The organism is Pandoraea anhela, assembly GCF_902459655.1.
Lineage (GTDB): Bacteria > Pseudomonadota > Gammaproteobacteria > Burkholderiales > Burkholderiaceae > Pandoraea > Pandoraea anhela.
In genome coordinates this window covers 146,271-165,610 of sequence record NZ_CABPSB010000001.1, presented here as the reverse complement: position 1 = coordinate 165,610, position 19,340 = coordinate 146,271, and the positions used below count along the sequence as shown (strand labels likewise).

Annotated in this window: 17 protein-coding genes; 2 read left to right on the top strand and 15 right to left on the bottom strand. The window is 65.9% G+C overall.

Annotation, left to right across the window (positions count from 1 at the left end):
* Positions 1 to 36: 36 nt before the first annotated feature.
* From PAN31108_RS00690 to PAN31108_RS00630, 13 genes are all read right to left on the bottom strand, one after another.
* Positions 37 to 999 (bottom strand): LysR family transcriptional regulator, encoded by a 963-nt coding sequence (locus PAN31108_RS00690; protein ID WP_150666991.1) that lies wholly within the window; start codon positions 997 to 999, stop codon positions 37 to 39.
* Between the two features lie 263 nt (positions 1,000 to 1,262).
* On the bottom strand, positions 1,263 to 2,225 hold the full coding sequence (gene hutG, locus PAN31108_RS00685; RefSeq protein WP_150666990.1) for a formimidoylglutamase: 963 nt from the start codon (positions 2,223 to 2,225) through the stop codon (positions 1,263 to 1,265).
* A gap of 77 nt (positions 2,226 to 2,302) precedes the next feature.
* Positions 2,303 to 3,520, bottom strand: coding sequence for an imidazolonepropionase (gene hutI / locus PAN31108_RS00680; protein ID WP_150666989.1), 1,218 nt, complete (start codon positions 3,518 to 3,520; stop codon positions 2,303 to 2,305).
* A gap of 7 nt (positions 3,521 to 3,527) precedes the next feature.
* Positions 3,528 to 4,907 (bottom strand): L-histidine transporter HutT, encoded by a 1,380-nt coding sequence (locus PAN31108_RS00675; RefSeq protein ID WP_150666988.1) that lies wholly within the window; start codon positions 4,905 to 4,907, stop codon positions 3,528 to 3,530.
* Positions 4,908 to 5,102: 195 nt separating this feature from the next.
* Positions 5,103 to 6,635, bottom strand: a complete 1,533-nt coding sequence (hutH, locus tag PAN31108_RS00670; RefSeq protein ID WP_150666987.1) for a histidine ammonia-lyase — start codon at positions 6,633 to 6,635, stop codon at positions 5,103 to 5,105.
* A gap of 73 nt (positions 6,636 to 6,708) precedes the next feature.
* Entirely contained in the window at positions 6,709 to 8,388 is a 1,680-nt protein-coding gene (gene hutU / locus PAN31108_RS00665; RefSeq protein WP_150666986.1) for a urocanate hydratase, read from the bottom strand.
* A 182-nt stretch (positions 8,389 to 8,570) separates the two neighbouring features.
* Complete coding sequence (gene hutC / locus PAN31108_RS00660; protein ID WP_150666985.1) at positions 8,571 to 9,326, bottom strand: histidine utilization transcriptional repressor HutC; 756 nt, start codon at positions 9,324 to 9,326, stop codon at positions 8,571 to 8,573.
* Between the two features lie 321 nt (positions 9,327 to 9,647).
* On the bottom strand, positions 9,648 to 10,853 hold the full coding sequence (locus PAN31108_RS00655) for a porin (protein ID WP_150666984.1): 1,206 nt from the start codon (positions 10,851 to 10,853) through the stop codon (positions 9,648 to 9,650).
* A gap of 95 nt (positions 10,854 to 10,948) precedes the next feature.
* Positions 10,949 to 11,521: a TIGR00725 family protein gene (locus PAN31108_RS00650; RefSeq protein ID WP_246183703.1), complete on the bottom strand. Its 573-nt coding sequence runs from the start codon at positions 11,519 to 11,521 to the stop codon at positions 10,949 to 10,951.
* The gene (locus PAN31108_RS00645) at positions 11,499 to 12,332 is read right to left on the bottom strand and encodes an ABC transporter permease (RefSeq protein WP_150667402.1); all 834 of its coding nucleotides are present in this window, start codon (positions 12,330 to 12,332) and stop codon (positions 11,499 to 11,501) included. The genes PAN31108_RS00650 and PAN31108_RS00645 overlap by 23 nt, the downstream gene beginning before the upstream one ends.
* Before the next feature lie 77 nt (positions 12,333 to 12,409).
* The gene (locus PAN31108_RS00640) at positions 12,410 to 13,525 is read right to left on the bottom strand and encodes an extracellular solute-binding protein (protein ID WP_370819554.1); all 1,116 of its coding nucleotides are present in this window, start codon (positions 13,523 to 13,525) and stop codon (positions 12,410 to 12,412) included.
* 103 nt (positions 13,526 to 13,628) lie between these two features.
* Positions 13,629 to 14,666 (bottom strand): ABC transporter ATP-binding protein, encoded by a 1,038-nt coding sequence (locus PAN31108_RS00635; protein WP_150666982.1) that lies wholly within the window; start codon positions 14,664 to 14,666, stop codon positions 13,629 to 13,631.
* Positions 14,663 to 15,562, bottom strand: coding sequence for an ABC transporter permease (locus PAN31108_RS00630; protein WP_150666981.1), 900 nt, complete (start codon positions 15,560 to 15,562; stop codon positions 14,663 to 14,665). The genes PAN31108_RS00635 and PAN31108_RS00630 overlap by 4 nt, the downstream gene beginning before the upstream one ends.
* A gap of 253 nt (positions 15,563 to 15,815) precedes the next feature.
* On the opposite strand from PAN31108_RS00630, the gene PAN31108_RS00625 reads away from it, so the two are divergent.
* Together PAN31108_RS00625 and PAN31108_RS27130 are read left to right on the top strand one after the other, a co-directional pair.
* A complete protein-coding gene (locus PAN31108_RS00625; protein ID WP_150666980.1) occupies positions 15,816 to 16,712 on the top strand; it encodes a LysR substrate-binding domain-containing protein in 897 nt (298 codons plus the stop codon).
* A 172-nt stretch (positions 16,713 to 16,884) separates the two neighbouring features.
* Entirely contained in the window at positions 16,885 to 17,154 is a 270-nt protein-coding gene (locus tag PAN31108_RS27130) for a 3-isopropylmalate dehydratase small subunit (RefSeq protein ID WP_150666979.1), read from the top strand.
* Here PAN31108_RS27130 and PAN31108_RS00615 read toward each other — a convergent pair.
* Both PAN31108_RS00615 and PAN31108_RS00610 read right to left on the bottom strand, forming a co-directional pair.
* A complete protein-coding gene (locus PAN31108_RS00615; RefSeq protein WP_246183702.1) occupies positions 17,087 to 18,121 on the bottom strand; it encodes an ABC transporter substrate-binding protein in 1,035 nt (344 codons plus the stop codon). The genes PAN31108_RS27130 and PAN31108_RS00615 overlap by 68 nt on opposite strands.
* Before the next feature lie 64 nt (positions 18,122 to 18,185).
* On the bottom strand, positions 18,186 to 19,274 hold the full coding sequence (locus tag PAN31108_RS00610; RefSeq protein WP_150666978.1) for an LLM class flavin-dependent oxidoreductase: 1,089 nt from the start codon (positions 19,272 to 19,274) through the stop codon (positions 18,186 to 18,188).
* Positions 19,275 to 19,340 lie beyond the last annotated feature (66 nt).

Sequence of the window (19,340 nt, the reverse complement as noted above, 5' to 3'; positions counted from 1 at the left end):
GTGAAAGTCATCTGGCCCGGCGCCCCGGGCGGTGGATCAGCACAGCGCCAGACGTTCGCCCAGCCAGGGCATGACACGGCGCAGTTCGGGGAAGGCTTCCTGGGCGAGCGCGAGACGTCCGGCAAGAAAACATTGCGACGCCATCTCCGAGACCTCTCCCTCACGCGATACCTGATAAATCGTTCGCGAGAGCGCGGGGCCGGGCAGGGGCAGCGCGGCGACCTGTGGCAACGACGCACGGCCCTGCAACAGGCAGAGGGGCGTGGCAATCGTGAATCCGACTTCGGCAGCGACCATGGACATCACCACGTCCGACGTATCGATTTCGAGATGCATGCGCGGCGAGTGGCCTGTGCGGCGCAAATGGCGTTCGATCACGGCGCCGAAGTGCGAGCGTCCCGAGAAACGAATCAGCGGAAGCGAGCGGATCAACTCGCTCAGATCGGCTTGCGCGAGATCGGCCTCGCGCGACTTCGGCACCACGACGATGAACGGTTCGGTGAAGATCGGCCGGCGCACGAGACGCTCCATGTCGTGCATCGGATCGCTGGTGACGATCAGATCGAGCTGGCGTGCGAGCAGCGCCTGGGCGTGACCGTTGGCAAGGCCCGACCAGAGCAGCAACTCGCTCGTGCTGCCCGACATCTGGCGCACGATGGACGGCCCGACCGTCGCGGCGAACGAGTCGATCATGCCGACACGCACTGCGGCCCGGCTGGCGACGTCGGCGTCTTGCACTTGCGCGATGAGCCGGTCCATGTCGTCCACGATCTGACGGGCATGGCGCGAGAGCGCGAGTCCGGCGGGAGTGAGCTTGAGCGGACGGCGGGAGCGATCGAGCACCCGGGTGCCGACCGTCTGTTCGATCTGCGCGATGGCCTGAGAAATGGCGGACTGCGTGACGCCCAGCGTCTCGGCGGCCCCCGACAGGCTGCCGGCCGACGCCACGGCCTCGAAGATCCGCAACGATCTGACGTCGAGGTCTGCACGCTTTTTCATCGCCGTGTCTCCAGTCCGGGCGCGCGTCTCAGGAGGCGAGCATGGCTGTCCCGAGGTGCGGCGGTGAATCGGTATAAGAATTTCTGGAGATTGTAGGGATGAGAGGCGCTAAAACAAAACGAAGTTAAGTAAAACTAATACTTTGTATTAGGGGGTGGGAATGACGAAGCGTCACCGCGTGCGGGCAATCGAAGGGAAGGCGCGGGAGCGGCGGGATGAAAGGCCCGGGCAAGACGTTCCCGGGCCGTACCACATCGAGGGTGTTACAGCAGCCGATAAGCGAGACGCGCCGCCACGCGGGCACCGGTGCCTTGCGCGTCGAACCGCGGATTGTACTCGGCCAGATCGGCCACGCGCAGCTTGCCCGAGCGGCGCACGTGCGTGACGATGGCTTCGACGACCGGCATCGGCACACCATAAGCTGCGGGGGCCGACACGCCCGGCATGACGGGCGCGGGGAGTACGTCGAGGTCGATCGTCAGGTAGACGTGCGAGACGTCCGCCATCAGCGCATCGATCTGCGCAAGACGCGCCTCGAGGTGCCGGTCCTGCATCTCGGTGTCTTCGACATACGTGACTTTCAACGCGTGCGCGCGCTCGAACAGCGACGCCGTGTTGCTCAGCCGGCTCACGCCCAGACAGGCGTAATCGAACGGCAGTCCCGCCGACTCGCACGCCTGCGCGATCTGGTCGAAGGGGGTGCCCGACGTGCCGGGCCGCGCGGTGCGCAAATCGAAATGCGCGTCCAGATTCAGAATCAGCACGCGCGAGCGGTCGCCCTGTGCGTCGAGATGGGCCCGCAGCCCTTGCCACGTGCCCCAGGCGATCTCGTGTCCGCCGCCAAGGACCACCGGCTGCGCCCCGACATCGAGTTGACGACGTACGGCGGCGGCGAGCGCCTGTTGCGCGACTTCAAGCGCATCGCCATCGCACGTCACATCGCCCGCGTCGTACAAAGCGGCAATGTCGTGTGCCGGAAGATTCGCCAGCGCACGCCGAATGGCTTGTGGCCCTTCGGCTGCGCCGATGCGTCCCTGATTACGCTTCACCCCGGCGTCGCAGGCAAAACCGAGAAGGACGGGCGTGCCGCGCTCGGGGGCGGCGGCGCCCGCATCGATCTCGCGCACCACATTGAACAACCGGCGCGTGTCGCCGCGCTCGCCGGTGTCGGTGCGTCCATGCCATACCGGACCATTCGAACCATTAGAACCATTAGAACCTTGCATGCCCTGCGGAGCATCCTGCCTATTGCCCGAAACCGGCTTCAATTGTGTCGCCATGGAAATGTCTCCTCGTTGCCGGTTCAGACGGACGCGAGATCGCGCCATTCGCCGTTGCGCACGGTGCGCGACGGCAACTCGCCGCCCAGCCAGTAAGCCAGCTCCGCCGGTCGTTCGATCTCCCACGCAACGAAGTCCGCCGTCTTCCCGGCTTCGATCGTGCCGTGCGTGTCGAGCATGCCGAGCGCCTTGGCTGCATGGCGCGTGACACCCGCCAGCGCCTCTTCCGGCGTCAGCCCGAACAGCGTGCAGGCCATGTTGAGCATCAGACGCAACGACAGCGCGGGCGATGTCCCCGGATTCAGATCGGACGCTACCGCGATATCGACGCCGTGTCGTCTCAGCAGATCGACCGGCGGACGACGCGTCTCCTGCAGCATGTGGAACGCCCCTGGCAGCAACACGGCAACCGTGCCCGCGCGGCCCATCGCCGCTGCGTCGTCGGCGGTCATGTACTCCAGATGGTCGGCGGACAACGCGCCCAATTCCGCCGCCATGCTCGACCCGCCGAGCGGCGAGAGCTGCTCGGCATGCAGCTTCACCGGGAGTTTCAGCTTCTGTGCACGCAGCAGCACACGCATCACCTGCGCCGGCGAGAACGCGATGGTCTCGCAGAACGCGTCGACGGCGTCGACGAGGCGCTCTTCGGCCAGCGTCGGCAGAATCTCGGCGCAGACGTAATTCACATACTCGTCGGCCTTGCCCGCGAATTCCGACGGCACGGTGTGCGCGGCCAGACACGTTGTCTTCACCGTCACCGGCAGCGCTTCGCCGAGTCGACGCGCCACGCGCAGCATCTTGCGCTCGCTGTTCAGATCGAGCCCGTATCCGGACTTGATCTCCACCGTCGTCACGCCCTCGCGCATCAGCGCGAGCAGACGCTTTCGCGCCGAAGCGAAGAGGGCGTCTTCGGTCGCGTCGCGGGTGTGTCGCACCGTATGCCTGATGCCACCGCCCGCTGCCGAGATTTCCGCGTAGCTCACGCCTTGCAGGCGCTGCTCGAATTCGAGGCTGCGGTTGCCGCCGAACACCAGGTGCGTATGGCAATCGATCAGACCGGGCGTAACCCACGCCCCGTTCAGATCGACGCATGCATCCGCGCCGGAAGCCGAGCGCTCGCCGCGCGGGCCAACCCACTCGATCTGCTTGCCGTGCGTGACGATCACGGCGTCTTCGATAGCGTTGTAGCGGCCGTCGCGCATGGTCGCGACGTGGCAGTGCTTCCAGTAGGTACGTTTCATGTGAGTCTTATTCCAGACGCATTTGGTTGCGCAGTTGCGCTTCCTTGGGTTTGACACCGAATTGATACGCGATCGACATCAGCACGATCCAGCCGGCGCCGACATAGAGCGCGACGCGCGTGTCCTCCGTATACCCGAGCACCCCGATCACGAAGAGCATGAAGGCGATGGCGAGCGCGGGGCCGACCGGCCAGAGCGGCACCTTGAACTTCAGCGCAGCGACTTCCGGCGCCGACAGACGACGGCGCATGGCGACCTGCGAGAGCAGAATCATCAGCCACACCCAGACCGTGGCGAACGTTGCGATGGACGCGATGATCAGGAACACGCCTTCCGGAATCAGGTAGTTGAGCACCACCCCGCCGAGCAGCGCGGCCGTCATCACCAGCACCGTGACCCAGGGCACGCCATGCCGTGAGGTCGCCGAGAAGATCGCCGGTGCCTGACCGTGCTCGGCCATGCCGAACATCATGCGACCCGCCCCGAAGATGTTGCTGTTGATCGCGGAGACGGCGGCCGAGATCACGATCAGGTTGAGAATGGCCGCGGCCGACTGGATGCCCAGCCCCGAGAAGATCTGCACGAACGGGCTGCCCTGGCTGCCGATGCCGGTCCAGGGGAAGATCGTCATGAGCACGCACATCGTCAGCACGTAGAACAGGAGAATGCGGGCCGGCACGGCGTTGATCGCACGCGGAATCACCTTGTCGGGATTTTTCGCTTCACCGCCTGTGATACCGATGATCTCGATTCCGCCATAAGCGAACATCACCACCGCGAGCGAGGCCACCAGCCCGCCCCAGCCGTTGGGCAGGAAACCGCCGTGCGCCCACAGATTGCTCACCGCCGGGGCGTGCTCGCTGTGCATCTGCACGCCGGTCAACAGAATGACACCCCCGCCCACAATCATCGCGACGATGGCGAGAATCTTCACCAGCGCCAGCCAGAACTCCATCTCGCCGTAGACCTTGACGTTGCAGAGGTTCAGGCCGCAGATCAGCATCACGATGCCCAGCACCCAGATCCACTGGGGCACGTCCGGAAACCAGAATCCCATGTAGATGCCGAAGGCCGTCACGTCCGCGAGACAGACGATGACCATCTCGAGAATATAGGTCCAGCCCGTGAGGAAGCCGGCGAGCGGCCCGAGGTTGTCGCGGGCGTAGCGGCCGAACGATCCCGTGACCGGTTGGCGCACGGCCATCTCGCCAAGCGCGCGCATCACCATATAGACGGCGGCGCCCCCGAGGATGTAAGCGAGAATGACGGCCGGACCGGCGAGTTGGATGGCCGACGCCGAGCCGTAGAACAGGCCGGTGCCGATGGCTGAACCCAGCGCCAGAAAGCGGATATGCCGCGCGCTCAGATTGCGTTGCAGGTTTTTCAAGCTGTCTCCTGAATGCCTAATGAGCCGGCCCGCATACGCGGGCGGCAGGGGAAATCGGGTGCGACGCCGACCGGCCCCGTCGCTGAACTGAAGGGACCGGCACACGAGGGCAACCCGGTACGCCACAAAGCCGGAGCGCGAATCACTGTCCGTTTCGCCCCGGCAGGGCGGAATGCAAACGATTGATGCGGTGACTCAGAGGCTCGGCAACGTACCGGCGGGCACCAGTGCGCTCAGATGCCGCTGCGCGATGAGTTCGCTCGCGCCCTCGATGTCCGGGGCGAAATAGCGATCCTTATCGTAGAACGGAACCGATTGACGCAGCAGGGCGCGGGCGCGTTCGAGGGCCGGCGTCGACTTCACGCCCTCGCGGAAATCCAGGCCCTGAACGGCGCTCAGCCATTCGATCGCGATGATGCCCTTGACGTTATCGGCCATCTCCCAAAGCCGCTTACCGGCGTTCGGGGCCATCGAGACATGGTCTTCCTGGTTGGCCGAGGTCGGCAGACTATCAACGCTGGCCGGATGTGCCAAGGCTTTATTGTCGGAAGCGAGCGCGGCGGCCGTTACCTGCGCGATCATGAAGCCGGAGTTCACGCCACCGTTGGCCACCAGAAACGCGGGCAACTGCGACATGTGCTTGTCCATCATCAGCGAGATGCGACGCTCGCTGAGCGCGCCGATCTCCGCCAGCGCCAGCGCGAGATTGTCGGCCGCCATGGCGACCGGCTCGGCGTGGAAGTTACCGCCGGAGATCACGTCGCCCTGTTCCCAGAACACGAGCGGATTGTCCGACACGGCGTTCGCTTCGACGGCCAGCACGTCGGCCGCCTGACGGATCTGCGTCAGGCAAGCGCCCATGACTTGCGGCTGACAGCGCAGCGAGTACGGATCCTGCACCTTCTCGCAGTTGGCGTGCGACTGACCGACTTCGCTCGTCTCGCCGAGCAGGTGACGGAAGACGCCTGCGGCGTCGATCTGCCCGCGCTGACCGCGTGCGGCATGGATGCGGGCGTCGAACGGCGTCCGTGAGCCGAGCATGGCTTCCACCGTCATTGCGCCGCATACGCTCGCGGCGGCGAACATATCTTCCGCTTCGAACAGGCCACGCAGGGCATAGGCGGTCGAGACTTGCGTGCCGTTAAGCAGCGCCAGCCCCTCCTTCGCGGCGAGGGTCAGCGGCGCCAGACCGGCGACGGCGAGCGCCTCGCGGGCGTTCATCCACTGACCGCGATAGCGGGCCTGGCCTTCGCCCAGCAGCAGCAGCGACATATGCGCGAGCGGGGCGAGGTCGCCCGATGCCCCGACCGAACCCTTGAGGGGGATGCGCGGATACACCTCGGCGTTGACCAGCGTGACGAGCGCATCGATGACCTTGCGACGAATGCCCGAGAAACCGCGCGCCAGACTGTTGATCTTGAGCACCATGATCAGACGCACGAGGGCATCGTCCAGCGCAACGCCCACGCCGGCCGCGTGCGACAGCACGAGCGAGCGTTGCAGGTTCTCGAGGTCTTCGTGGGCGATGCGCGTCGAGGCGAGCAAGCCGAAGCCGGTGTTGATGCCATAGGCGGTGCGGCCTTCGGCCACGATCCCTTCGACGCAGGCGACGCTCTTGTCGATCGCCGCATAGGCGTTCTCGTCGAGCGTGAGGGTGGTCGGGTTCTGATAGACGTCGCGAAGTTGGGCCAATGTGAGGGCGCCGGGCGTCACGAACAGTTTTGCCATGGACGGAATTCCTTGATTCGACATAGTCGGGGTGTCTTGTCTCTGTCTTGCTTGTCTTGCTTGTCGGGCCGTCTTACTTCGCAGTATTGAGCATCGGCAGGTTCAGGCCGTGCTCGCGGGCGCAATCGACGGCGATGTCGTAACCGGCATCGGCATGACGCATCACGCCCGTGGCCGGATCGTTGTTGAGCACCCGGGCGATGCGTGCGGCGGCGGCATCGGTGCCATCGCACACGATCACCACGCCGGAGTGCTGCGAGAAACCCATGCCGACACCGCCACCGTGATGCAGCGAGACCCACGTCGCGCCGCTGGCGGTGTTGAGCAAGGCGTTGAGCAGCGGCCAGTCGGAGACGGCGTCCGAGCCGTCGCGCATGGCTTCCGTCTCGCGATTGGGGCTGGCGACCGAGCCGGAATCCAGATGGTCGCGGCCGATCACGACAGGCGCCGAGAGTTCTCCCGAGCGTACCATTTCGTTGAACGCCAGTCCGAGCTTGGCGCGCAGGCCGAGCCCCACCCAGCAGATCCGCGCCGGCAGACCCTGGAAGCTGATGCGCTCGCGCGCCATGTCGAGCCAGCGGTGCAGGTGCGCGTCGTCCGGAATGAGTTCCTTGACCTTGGCGTCCGTCTTGTAGATGTCTTGCGCATCGCCCGAGAGCGCGGCCCAGCGGAACGGGCCGATCCCACGGCAGAACAGCGGGCGAATGTAGGCGGGCACGAAGCCGGGGAAGTCGAACGCGTTCTGCACGCCTTCTTCCTTGGCCATCTGGCGGATGTTGTTGCCGTAATCGAAGGTCGGCACGCCCATGGCCTTGAAGTCCAGCATGGCCTTCACGTGCACCGCCATCGATTGCTTGGCGGCCTTGACGACTTCTGCCGGCTTCGAGCGGGCACGCTCGCGGTATTCGTCCCACGTCCAGCCGATCGGCAGATAGCCGTTGAGCGGATCGTGTGCGCTGGTCTGGTCGGTGACCATGTCGGGGCGAACGCCGCGACGCACCAGCGCCGGCAGAATTTCGGCGGCATTGCCGCACAGCGCGATGGACACGGCCTGACCCTCGGCAGTGTATTTGGCGATGCGCGCGAGCGCGTCGTCGAGGTCCTTGGCCTGCTCGTCGACGTAGCGCGTGCGCAGGCGGAAGTCGATGCTCGTCTGCTGGCATTCGATGTTCAGCGAGCAGGCGCCGGCCAGCGTGGCGGCCAGCGGCTGCGCCCCGCCCATACCGCCCAGACCGGCGGTGAGCACCCAGCGTCCCTTCAGGTTGCCGCCGTAGTGCTGGCGCCCGGCTTCCACGAACGTCTCGTAGGTGCCCTGCACGATGCCCTGGCTGCCGATGTAAATCCACGAACCGGCCGTCATCTGGCCATACATGGCCAGGCCCCTGGCGTCGAGTTCGTTGAAGTGCTCCCACGTGGCCCAGTGCGGCACCAGATTCGAGTTGGCGATGAGCACGCGCGGCGCGTCCGCGTGCGTCCTGAACACACCGACCGGCTTGCCGGACTGCACCAGCAGCGTTTCGTCGTCACCCAGCGTCTTGAGCGTTTCGACGATCTTGTCGAAGCACTCCCAGTTGCGCGCGGCGCGTCCGATGCCGCCATAGACCACGAGCGCGTTCGGATTCTCCGCGACGTCCGGGTCGAGGTTGTTCATCAACATGCGCAGCGGGGCTTCGGTGAGCCAGCTTTTGGCGTTGAGCTGCGTGCCGCGCGGGGCGCGAATGGTGACGTCGCGATATCGGGTGAATTGGCTCACAGTGATTCCTTTGGTTCTGAGCGGAGAATGGCTTGTACAGTATTGTATATACAACTTACCGTGAACTAGGGTTTTCACGCAGCCGGTGTGATGTGCTAACGACGCTTAGTCAGGAGAAGAAGGAGACGAAGGAAACGGGAAGCGAGCGGCAAGAAAGCTCGCTCGTTCGAGCGAGCCCGGGATCACTCGACGTCGCCGAAGCGGCCTTCGAGGCGATGACGCGAGCCGGGATGCAGCAGGCGCGCGACCGAAACGATTCGCTTGCCGGACCACGTGCGCCGACGGATCAGCAAGCACGGTTCGGTACGCTGGATTTGCAGCATCTGCGCTTCGTCCGGTGTGGCCGTCACAGCTTCCACGACATGCTCGCCCGAGGTCAGCGGCGAGGTGCGCTGGAGGTAGGCATTGGGGGTGAGCCCGGTGAAGTCCTGCTCGAGATAGTTCGGCGCGAGCGCGGGATTGACGAAGCGGTCTTCGATCTGCACCGGAACGTTGTCCTGATAATGCACGATCACCGAATGAAACAGCTTCTCGCGTTCCTGCAAGCCCATCGACAGCGCCCGTTCGGGACCGGCCAGTTCTTCGCGCAGCAGCTTCACTTCGGCGCGATGGCGATGCCCGTGCTCGGCGATCTCGTCGGCAATGTTGTTGACCGCGAGCAACGGTGAATGCGACTTCGGTTCGGCGACGAACGTGCCGACCCCCTGCATGCGCACGAGCCGGCCTTCGGCGGTGAGTTCGCGCAGTGCGCGGTTGACCGTCATGCGGCTCACACCGGATTGCTCGACGAGTTCGTTTTCCGACGGCACGCGGTGATGCGGCGGCCAGGCGCCGCTATCGATCTGCCGGCAGATGAACTGCTTGAGCTGCAAATAGCGGGGCGTGGGCCCCTGTTCGGCGAGCGTTTCGACAGTCGGCTGGGCGGTTTGACGTGGCACCTTGCTGGCCTCTCCGGTCACGAGTGTGCGGGTGGAAAGCCTGAAGGATAAGCCAATCGCCTGTCGCAGAGGAGAAAAAAAGCGGCACGCCTGCGCACTGCACGGCGTGAGGCAATGCCGTGCGAGGGATGTGCGAAAGCGTGCCCAAGGGTGAGCCGGCGCGTCATGCAACGCCACACCATGTCCACAACGTTGCGTGTCGATCCGGTTCTCGCGAAGTCCCCGAGGTGAGACTCAAGCCCCCCGCCGTGGGGCGGCGGGGGACAGTCCAACGTGACCCTACAAGTACAACGGTGCTGCTACTGCTATCCGTTCAGACAATCAGAACGTCTGACGGATACCCACGCGCACGAACGTCTGCGTCGACGTGGCGGAGGAGATGCCGTTGCCCACGTCGCCGACCGAAGCCGTCGCCGAGACAACGTTGCCGAACGTATCGAGCGTGCTGCCCGACGCCTTCTGGTAACCGACCAGGCCATAGAGCGACGTGCGCTTGGACAGGGCGTAGTACGACGCGAAGTTCAGCGTGTGGTACTTCGGACCGCCCGAGCCCTTCACGTCGCTGCCTTGCGTGTAGTTGTACGCGCCGGCCAGACGCAGCGCCGGGGTCACCTGATACGCGATGGTCGTGCCGATCGTGTTGAACGAGAAGCTGCTGGCGAACGTCGACAGCGAGCCCGGCGTGTACTGCACGTTGCCGTACTGGATGCCGACCTGGGTGGCGCCGAAGCTGTACGTGCCGGCGGCCGAGATGATGCGCTGGCTGGCGGCCGAGGCGAAGCCTTCGTTGATCGACGAGGCGAACGTGCCGTCGTAAGAACCGGTCCACGTGCCCGAGGCGCCGTAGGCGTTCTGCGCTTGCAGGAAGCCCACACCGATCGCGAACGGGCCGCTCGCGTACTGGCCGCCGAAGCCCCACGTGTTCTGGTTCTTCACGCTACCCGGCTGGCCACCGAAGCCGTAGATCGCGCCGAACTGGAAGCCGGCGTAGACCGGGCTGGCCCACTTCACCGAGTTGTTCACGCGCGACTGGTTATCCTGCTGGTCGATATCGCCCGGGTGCGCGCCCATGCCGGTGACGAACGTGCCGGCGCTGAGCGGGCCAACGTAGTCGACGATCGTATCGTACTGACGGCCGAACGTGAGCTTGCCGAGCGTGGCGCTTTGCAGACCCATCCACGACTGACGGCCGAACTGGCGACCGCCTTGACCCGACGTGCCGTTACCGATGTTGAAACCGTTTTCCAACTGGAAGATGGCCGAATTGCCGCCGCCCAGATCTTCCGAACCCTTGAGACCCCAGCGGTCGCCCGACCAGGTGCCGCTCGCGAAGCCCCAGACCGAACCGTTGGTGTAATTGATCGGCGCGCCCACGGCACCCTTGGAAGTCGCCGTGCGCTGACCGCTGGCATAACCCACGCCGGCATCGACGATACCGTACAGGGTCACGCTGCTTTGGGCGTAGACGGGAGCCATGATGCCGGCCATACCGCCAAGGCCGAGTGCAGCGAGAAGAATACGTTTCATAATATTAGTGATCCTAAATTTATATAACAGGAACATCACGAAAACGCACCGGCAGTTCCCCGGTGTGGGTCGGTTTTTCGAACTGCCGGCGTTACTTACCCGGGGGTCTCACCTCCGGGAAGTCCTGTGACGCTCAGCCAGGTGGCAACGGCCACGACCAGGGCGTCGATATCGTCGAAACTCTCGGTGCCCGGCACGGCCGGCGCATCGAGGACGGTAAAAACCGGTTTGCGCCACTGCAGTCCCAGCGCGATTTCCGAGAGCGTGCCAAGCCCGCCGCCCACGGCGACGAGGCAGGTCGAGGCGCGGGCGATCAGGGCGTTGCGCGTGATACCCAGCCCGGTAGGCAAGGCCACGCTCAGGTGCGGATTGGCGTCGCCTGCGTGATCCTCGGGCAGCAGGCCGATCACGATGCCGCCGGCGGCCGAAGCCCCGGCCGAGGCGGCTTCCATGACACCGCCCTTGCCGCCGCACACCAGTGCCACACCGGCCGCCGCCAGGGCTTCGCCGATACGCTGTGCAGCGTAGAGTTGCGCGGGCGTAGCTTCGCGCGGGCCGATGAGGCCGACGGGGGTCACGTGACGCGACGGCCCCGCCTGCCGGGCGGCCAGTTGATCGAGGGCATGGCGGGCCGCAGCCGACCACTCATTGAGGATGACGCCGTACAAGACACTCTCCGAGAGCGAGCACACCGCTGCACACCGCCATCAATACGAGTGACAGTGCGGCGGCTTGAGGGAAATCCGTCTGCCCGTCCGACATCTTCAGGAACATGAGCAACGGCAGGATGTTGATTTGCGTACCGGCCAGCGCGAGGGCCGTGCCGTAAGTGCCGAGCGCAATCGCGGTGACGAGGCACCACGCAGCGGCCAGCGTCGGCCACAGTTCGCGCAGCGCGATGTCGACGATCGCACGCAGCGGCGTCGCGCCGAGCGTGAGGGCCGCCTCGATGGGGCGACGGTCGAGGTTGGCGATCGCCGGATACACCATCAGCGCCACACGTGGGATCAGGTAATACGCGTACGCCCCGACCAGACCCGGCGCGGTATAGATCAGCGCACCGAAACGCACCGGATCGACACCGAGCGAGGCGAGCGTCATCGTGACGAACCCCGAGCGGCCGAACGCGAGAATGAAGCCGTAAGCGATCACGAGCCCCGAGAACGCGAGCGGCACGCCCATCGCCGCGAGCCAGATGCGGCGACGGCGTGGGGTCTGACGCGCCAGCGTCACGGCGAGTAGCACCCCCACGAGCAGCGAGACGGTGCCGGCGCCGACAGCCAGGGCGAGCGAGTTGACGAAAGCGTCGCGCACCAGCGGGTCGAGGGCGATGGCGGAGAAGGCGGCGCCATGTCCCTCGAACGCGGCGACGACCAGCGCACCGAGCGGCAAGCCGAAGCCGAGGACGAGCACCACGGCGGCGGGCAGGCCGCCGAAGCGGCGTACCCAGCCACGCGGCGTATCCTTGACCCGCGGCATGTCGGCTTGCGGCGGAAGAGGCCCGCCGGCGTCGACGATCCCGGCAGCGGCGCGCGCTGACGTCATGGTGCGCGAACTCACTTGGCGAGCGCGGCGGCCGCCCACAGACGATCGACTTCCGCCTTCTGTGCAGCGGCGCGGGCGACGTCGAGCGGGTGGACTTGCGGGGCATCCGGCATGCGGGCACGCATCTCCGCCGTGAACGGCGTGCCGGGCACCGCCGGGCGCACGTAGCCTTGCGCGAACAGCGACTGACCGACCGGGCTCATGATGAGATTGAGCCAGAGCTTGGCGGCTTCCGGGTTCGGGCCGTTCTTGACCAGGCTGATGGCGTACGGCGCCGACACGCTGGCTTCCTTCGGAATCACGACCTGTGCGGCGTCGCCCATGCCGTCGGTGTACTTGGCTTTCAGGCCGTCGTTCTCATAACCGATAAGAATCGGAATTTCGCCCTTGACGAACTTGGCGTACGGCGTGGTGCCTTCGACACGCATGACGTTGCCTGCGTCGCGCAGTTTGCCGAAAAAGTCGGCGCCCGGCTTCGGATTGTCCACGTTGCCGCCGAAGGCGTATGCGGCGGCGAACACGGCGACTTGTCCCTGACCGGTCGAGCGCGGATCCAGATACACCACCGAGTTCTTGTATTCCGGCTTGAGCAGATCCGCCCACGATTGCGGCACGTGCTTGACCAGTTTCGTGTTCACGAGGAACGCGATGTTGAGCGAGTGAATGGTGAACCAGCGGCCGTCGTTGTCGCGGAAGACCTTCGGCAGCGTGTCGAAGTTGATCGGCTTGAACGGCGCGACGACATCTTTCTGCACGGCGTCGAGCGCCGAACCCGCGAAGTAGTAGGCCGTGTCGGCCTGCGGACGGCGGCGCGCCTTGTCGAGCGCGGTCACGGTCGCGGCCGACCCGATGTCGTTGTACGTGATTTCAACCTTCGGATAGCGCTTGCGGAATTCGGCGAAGAGCGCCTTCCAGTTGGCCCATTCCGGACCGGTGTCGAACGAGACGACGAGACCTTCTTCGGCCGCCTTGGCGTACAACTCGGCTTCGCCCGGATAGAGCGGAGCGGGGGCCGCCGCCGGCGTGCCGCTTTGCGCGAACGCCGAGGGGGCGGCAGCCGTCAACAGCGCGAACGACGCAGCCAGGGTGGCGAGAGTGGCCAGTGCGGGCAGCGTACGCGCGCGCAGGGAAGGAAGGGGGTGAATCATCGACATGGCTCCGTATGGGGCATCAGGTAAGGAATGTTGGGTCAGGCGCATCGCGTTGGCATCGTGGTCGCTCGACGTCCGCTCAGGCAGCGACGGGCGGCAAGACGCGCAGATGCGCGGGATCGAGCGCGATGGCGAACGAGGCGGGCGTACGGCTTTCGCCGAGCAGCGGCGTCGTTGCGCCATCGGGCAGGAAGTCGAAGCGGCACGTCGCGCCGAAGAAGCGCACCGCGCCCGGGTGTCCGCCCAGCCGATTGATGGTGCTCACCGGCGGGTCGCACTGAATATGTTCGGGCCTCACCAGCAGCGAGACGGCGGCGCCCGGACGCCATGCGGCGGTATCCACATGCAGTTCGGCAAACCCGGTGTCGACCATGCCCGCGCGTGCGACGCGCGCCGGCAGTACCGTCGACAGGCCGGTGAAGCTCGCCACCGTTGCGCACGCGGGCGCGTCGTACAGCCGCTGCGGCGTATCGATCTGCAACAGACGGCCGTGATCGATCACGGCGACGCGGTCGGCCAGACTCAGCGCTTCGTCTCGGTCGTGGGTGACGATGAGGGTGGTCGCGCCGCTCGCTTGCTGAAGCGCGCGGATTTCGTCGCGCAGTTGCTGGCGAATGCCGGCGTCGAGCGCGGCAAGCGGTTCGTCGAGCAGCAGGACGCGCGGCGAGACGGCCAGCGCGCGGGCCAGCGCCACGCGCTGCTGTTGCCCGCCGGAGAGCGACGTGGGACGTCGCGTCGCGAATTCGGCCAGCCCGACACGGGCCAGCATGTCCATCGCCGCGCGCTGGCGCTCGGCCGTCTTCACGCCCTGCATCCGCAGCCCGTAGGCGACGTTATCGACCACGCTCAGGTGCGGGAACAGCGCGTATTGCTGGAACACCATGCCGACGTGACGACGCCAGACCGGCACGCCGCCCACGTCTTGTCCGCCGATGGCGATGCGGCCGCGATAGCCGTCGAGCAGCCCGGCGACGAGGCGCAGTACCGTCGACTTGCCTGAGCCGCTGCGGCCCATCACGGCAAGCAACTCGCCTTGACGGGCTTGCAGGCTGACGTCGTCCAGACCGTGGGTTGCGCCCGCGTACCGGAAGCCGACGTTTTCGAGAGTGAGGCTCATGAACTGACCTTCTGGCGGGAGGCGGCAACGATCGACATGCCGGTCGCGGCGAGCGCGAGCACGAGCAGTACGACGGTGGCGGCGCAGGCGAAGCCGGTCGCGCCGTAGAACGCCTGGAGCAGCACCACCGGATAGTTGCGATAGCGGAAACCCGCGATGAGATTGGAAATCTGGAATTCGCCGATGGACAGCGCGGCGACCATCACCAGACCGGCCACGAGGCTATGCGTGAGGTTGGGCACGGCGATGGTCAGGAACTGCCGCAGCGGCGAGGCGCCCAGCGTGGCGGCGCAGTCTTCGAGCTTGGCGATGTCGAGATGGCGCAGGTCGGCGAGCAGCGTTTGCGTGAGGTACGGCAACGTGAGCACCCCATGCGCCAGCACCAGCAGCCAGAGCGAACCCAGCCAGGGCAGCGTATCGCCGCTGAACACCGCGATGTAGCCGAAGCCGAGCGTGAGCGCCGGCACAGCCACCGGCAACAGCGTGACCAGACGCGCGAACGCACCGCGTCCGCTGCGCGAGCGGTGGTGAAGCGTATAGGCGAGCGGCAGGCCGACAAGCGCGGTCAGGGCACAGCAGCCAAGCGCCACGATGAGGCTCGTGGAGAACGCGCGGCGGAACGAGGGATCGCCCGCGAGGTCGACGAACCAATGTCCGGTCATGCCGGCCGGCAACACGGTGTTCGTCCACGTCTGCCCGAAGGCGCCGATCAGCAGCAGCGCCACCGGCAAGCACAGGTAAATCAGGAAAAGCGCGGCGACCGCGCGCACGATCCACAACAGGTGCCCGGTGCGCGAGCGGTATACCGAATGCCCGGCGGCCCGTGCATCGGCAGGGGCTGGACTGTGCCGGGGTGGCACAGTTGGGGCAAAGCGGTCGGCGTGGACGTCGGACATCGAGAAAACCTGGACGGCATACGGTAACGAATTCGGTTCGGTCGACGTGGTGTTTTGCAATCCCTTACTGGCAGAAGGCGATGGCGAGCAAGACAGCCGGATCGACGTTGGGCGAGAGTGTCGTCGTCTGAAATGTCATTGTCATGAAGAAAACACACGAATCGGGCATCGTTCTGTGCGGAAACGGAACAGTTGGCGAAGCGCAACGCGGGCTCGCCAACGAACGACAACCCCGCCCGGCTTACCTTCACCGATGCGCCATTGCTATCCCAACGTCGCCGAGTTGCTCGCCTTCACCAGTGCCGCAAGGCACTTGAATTTTTCTCGTGCCGCCCGTGAGTTGGGTCTTACGCCGAGCGCCGTGAGCCGTCAGATCGCGTCGCTGGAGGGGGTGGTCGGCGCGGCGCTGTTCGTGCGCGAGGGCCGCCATCTGGTACTCACCGAGGCCGGGCGTCGCTATCACGACCGGGTGGCCGAGCCGTTACGCGAGATCGGCAACGCCTCGCTGGAGCTGATGACGTCGCGCGGCGAGAGCGATCTGCTGACGATTGCGAGCGTGCCGACGTTCACCACCAAGTGGCTGATTCCGCGACTGCCGGATTTTCTGGCGAGCACGCCGGGCGTGACGCTGAGTTTCAGCCGTCACCTTGCCCATGGCGACGCGTTTCCGTTCACGCTCGACGCCGCGGTACGTTATGGCGACGGCGCGTGGGAGGGCGTCGTCAGCGAGTACCTGGACGGTCGCCGCTTCGTGCCGGTGTGCGCGCCATCGTTTCTCGCGCGTTATCCGCTGGCGTACGCCACGGACATCGCCCGCGCGCCGAGGCTGGTGCATAACCAGGCCGAGGAAGTCTGGGGCACGTGGGCGGCGAGTTACGACGTTGCGCCGCACGCACACCGGCCGGGGCCGCGCTTCGAGCAATATTCGGTTTTGCTTCAGGCGGCCGAGGCGGGCATGGGCGTGGGGATGGTGCCGGAGTTTCTGGCGCACGAGGCGGTGGAGGCGGGGCGGCTGGTCGTGCCGGTGGACGCCGGCGTCGATGTGCCGCGTCACGGTCACTATCTGTGTTACCCGCGCGAGCGGCTGCAACAGCGCTCGGCCTTGCGGCAGTTTCGCGAGTGGATGCTGAGTCAGGCATCCCGGCGATGAATGACAGATCCGCACGAACGGATCCTGCGCGACAGGCAAGCCGACCAGATCGGCGTGATGCGACCGCGATCCGGCGATGTGAATGCCGAACTCGGCCTCGCGGTGCAACACGGCGTCCGTCACGGCGGACGACGAGTGATCGAGCACACGCCCGCCGTCACACCCGAACGGGGTGACGGGACGCACCGTGGACTGGCCTCATAGGGATGAGAACGTCACGCCGGCCGAGGCCGCACGTGCGTATCGGGCGGCGGGAGTGCCCTGGGTGATCGACGGCGACTTCAACTATGGCGAGGGCAGCAGTCGTGAGCACGCGGCGCGCTCGCCGCGTCTGTTCGGTGGCATGGCGGTCATTGCCCGCAGTTCCGCGCGCATCAACGTGACGCGCTTTGCCGCGCCGGCTGCCCCTTCGTTTGCCCCCTGGCTTCCAGCACTTGCGTGAACGACGTGTCGACGATGTTGCTCACGTCGAACCGGTTCGGCAGTGCGCCGGTCTGCGTCAGGAAGTCGCTGGTCCCTTGATAGTCCGCCACGGCTTGCTTGTCGACGGCGTCGACGGTCATGCCCGCCTGACCGATCCAGTGACGGGCGACGTCACGATCCAGTCCGGCTTTCTTCGCCCACTGATCGGCATAGACATCCTTGTGGCTCTCGACCCAGGCCCGAGCCTTTTGCAAACGCACCAAAAAGTCGGCAATCGCCTCGCGCTTCGCGCTCACCGACGGCGCATACGCGGCCACGCTGCTCAGGCCCGGCATCAGATTGCGCGCCGTGATGATCGCCCGCGCGCCGTTGTGCACCACTTGCTGCGAAATGTACGGCTCCCAGACCGGGAAGGCGTCGATCGCGCCGTTGGGCAGGGCCACGGCGGCATCGACCGGCATGAGCTTGACGAACTGCACATAGTCCGTGGGCAGACCGGCTTTTTCCAGCGCGCGCAGCGTCAGTTGCTGGCTCCACGCCCCGGGCCAGTAAGCGACCTTTTTGCCCTTGAGATCCTGAATCGACTTGACCGGTGAGTCCTTCGGCACGAGCAGCGCAATCGTGTCCGGGTTCTGACGCGACACGGCGATCAGCTTGACCGGCGCGCCTTTCGCCGCGAGGAAAAGGAAGCCCGAATCACCGAGGAAACCGAGATCGAGCGCCCCCGCGTTGAGGCCCTCGGCGACCGGGGCTGCCGACTGGAAGTGCTTCCATTCGACCTGATAGGTTGCGCCTTCGAGCGCCCCCGAGGCCTCCATCGAGGCACGCACGTTGTAGTAGTTCTGATCGCCCACACGCAGCGTGACGCCCTGCGCGCTGGCCGGGCCGGCGGGCAGGGTCGCAAGCGCCGCGAGCGCGGTGAAAGCCGTGAGGGAAAGCGCACGCGCGGCAAGGCGGGCCCGACGGATCCAGTGCAGCAACATCATGACACCTGTCTGAAAAGCGATTGAAGAGACGTTTGAGAGAGAGCGGAGGCGATAACGACGAAGTTCACGCCGCCTGCGGCGTGCGTCGGCGGTCGAGTTCTGCCGTGTGACGGCGGATGGCCGGAATCAGCGTTTCGCCGTATCGGATCGTGTCGCCCAACGGGTCGAAGCCGCGAATGAGGAAAGTGTCGACCCCCAGCGCGTAATAGCGGCCCAGCGACTGCGCGACCTGCTCGGCGGTGCCCACGAGCGCCGTCGAGTTCCATCGCGCGCCCGTCGCCTTGGCCACCCCCATCCAAAGACGTTCATCCACGACGTCACCGCGTTGCGCCGCGGCCAGCAACCGTTGCGAGCCAACGTTCTCGGGCGCTTCGGTGCGCAGGCCGAGCCGCTCGCGCGTCGCCTTGACCTGACGCAGCACGTCGTCGGCACGCGCCCACGCTTGCGCCTCGGTATCGGCCACGATCGGGCGGAACGAGATCGAAAAGCGCGGCTTGCGGCCATGGCGTTGCGCCGCTGCACGCACGCGCGCGACGAGCGCTTCGACCGCGTCGAGCGGCTCGCCCCACAGCATGTACGTGTCGGCGTGACGGGCGGCGACATCGATCGCCGCGTCGGACGCGCCGCTGAAATAGATCGGAATATGCGGCTTCTGCCATGTCTGCACGGCAGGCGACGCCTGCTCGAAGCGGTAATGGTCGCCCGTGAAATCGACAGGCGTGTCGGCGGTCCAGATGCGCTTGAGGGCTTCGAGGTATTCGTCGGTGCGGGTATAGCGAGCGTTGTGATCGAGGAAGTCGCCGTCGCGCCGCAGATCGGCGTCGTTGCCGCCGGAGACGACGTTGAGCGCGAGACGTCCGCGCGAGAACTGGTCGAGCGTGGCGAGCTGCCGTGCGGCAAGCGGCGCCGCGATCACCCCGGGGCGATACGCGAGCAGGATGCCCAGACGTTGCGTTGCGGCCGCAACGTGGCTGCTCACGAGGCTGCCCTCGGGACCATTCGAAAAGTAGCCGATCAGTGCACGGTCGAAACCTGCCGTTTCATGGGCCTGGGCCATGCGCGTAATGAACGCGGGATCGACAGCCGCGCCCGAGGGTTGATCGACTTCGGATCCCTGCGCCGCCGTGATCATCCCGATGATTTCTACGCTCATGAATGCACTCCGATACAGGCAAAGCGCGAGCGTAGCGGGTGTGTGTCCCCGCGTGAACCAAGGAAA

Excerpts from the sequence above, each read along its gene's own strand:
- PAN31108_RS00615 (WP_246183702.1), bottom strand. The coding sequence starts at position 18,121 with ATGATGTTGCTGCACTGGATCCGTCGGGCCCGCCTTGCCGCGCGTGCG.
- PAN31108_RS00625 (WP_150666980.1), top strand. The coding sequence starts at position 15,816 with ATGCGCCATTGCTATCCCAACGTCGCCGAGTTGCTCGCCTTCACCAGT.
- PAN31108_RS00635 (WP_150666982.1), bottom strand. The coding sequence starts at position 14,666 with ATGAGCCTCACTCTCGAAAACGTCGGCTTCCGGTACGCGGGCGCAACC.
- PAN31108_RS00645 (WP_150667402.1), bottom strand. The coding sequence starts at position 12,332 with ATGCCGCGGGTCAAGGATACGCCGCGTGGCTGGGTACGCCGCTTCGGC.
- PAN31108_RS00610 (WP_150666978.1), bottom strand. The coding sequence starts at position 19,274 with ATGAGCGTAGAAATCATCGGGATGATCACGGCGGCGCAGGGATCCGAA.
- hutH (WP_150666987.1), bottom strand. The coding sequence starts at position 6,635 with ATGGCAAAACTGTTCGTGACGCCCGGCGCCCTCACATTGGCCCAACTT.
- PAN31108_RS00630 (WP_150666981.1), bottom strand. The coding sequence starts at position 15,562 with ATGTCCGACGTCCACGCCGACCGCTTTGCCCCAACTGTGCCACCCCGG.
- PAN31108_RS00690 (WP_150666991.1), bottom strand. The coding sequence starts at position 999 with ATGAAAAAGCGTGCAGACCTCGACGTCAGATCGTTGCGGATCTTCGAG.
- PAN31108_RS00655 (WP_150666984.1), bottom strand. The coding sequence starts at position 10,853 with ATGAAACGTATTCTTCTCGCTGCACTCGGCCTTGGCGGTATGGCCGGC.
- hutI (WP_150666989.1), bottom strand. The coding sequence starts at position 3,520 with ATGAAACGTACCTACTGGAAGCACTGCCACGTCGCGACCATGCGCGAC.
- hutG (WP_150666990.1), bottom strand. The coding sequence starts at position 2,225 with ATGCAAGGTTCTAATGGTTCTAATGGTTCGAATGGTCCGGTATGGCAT.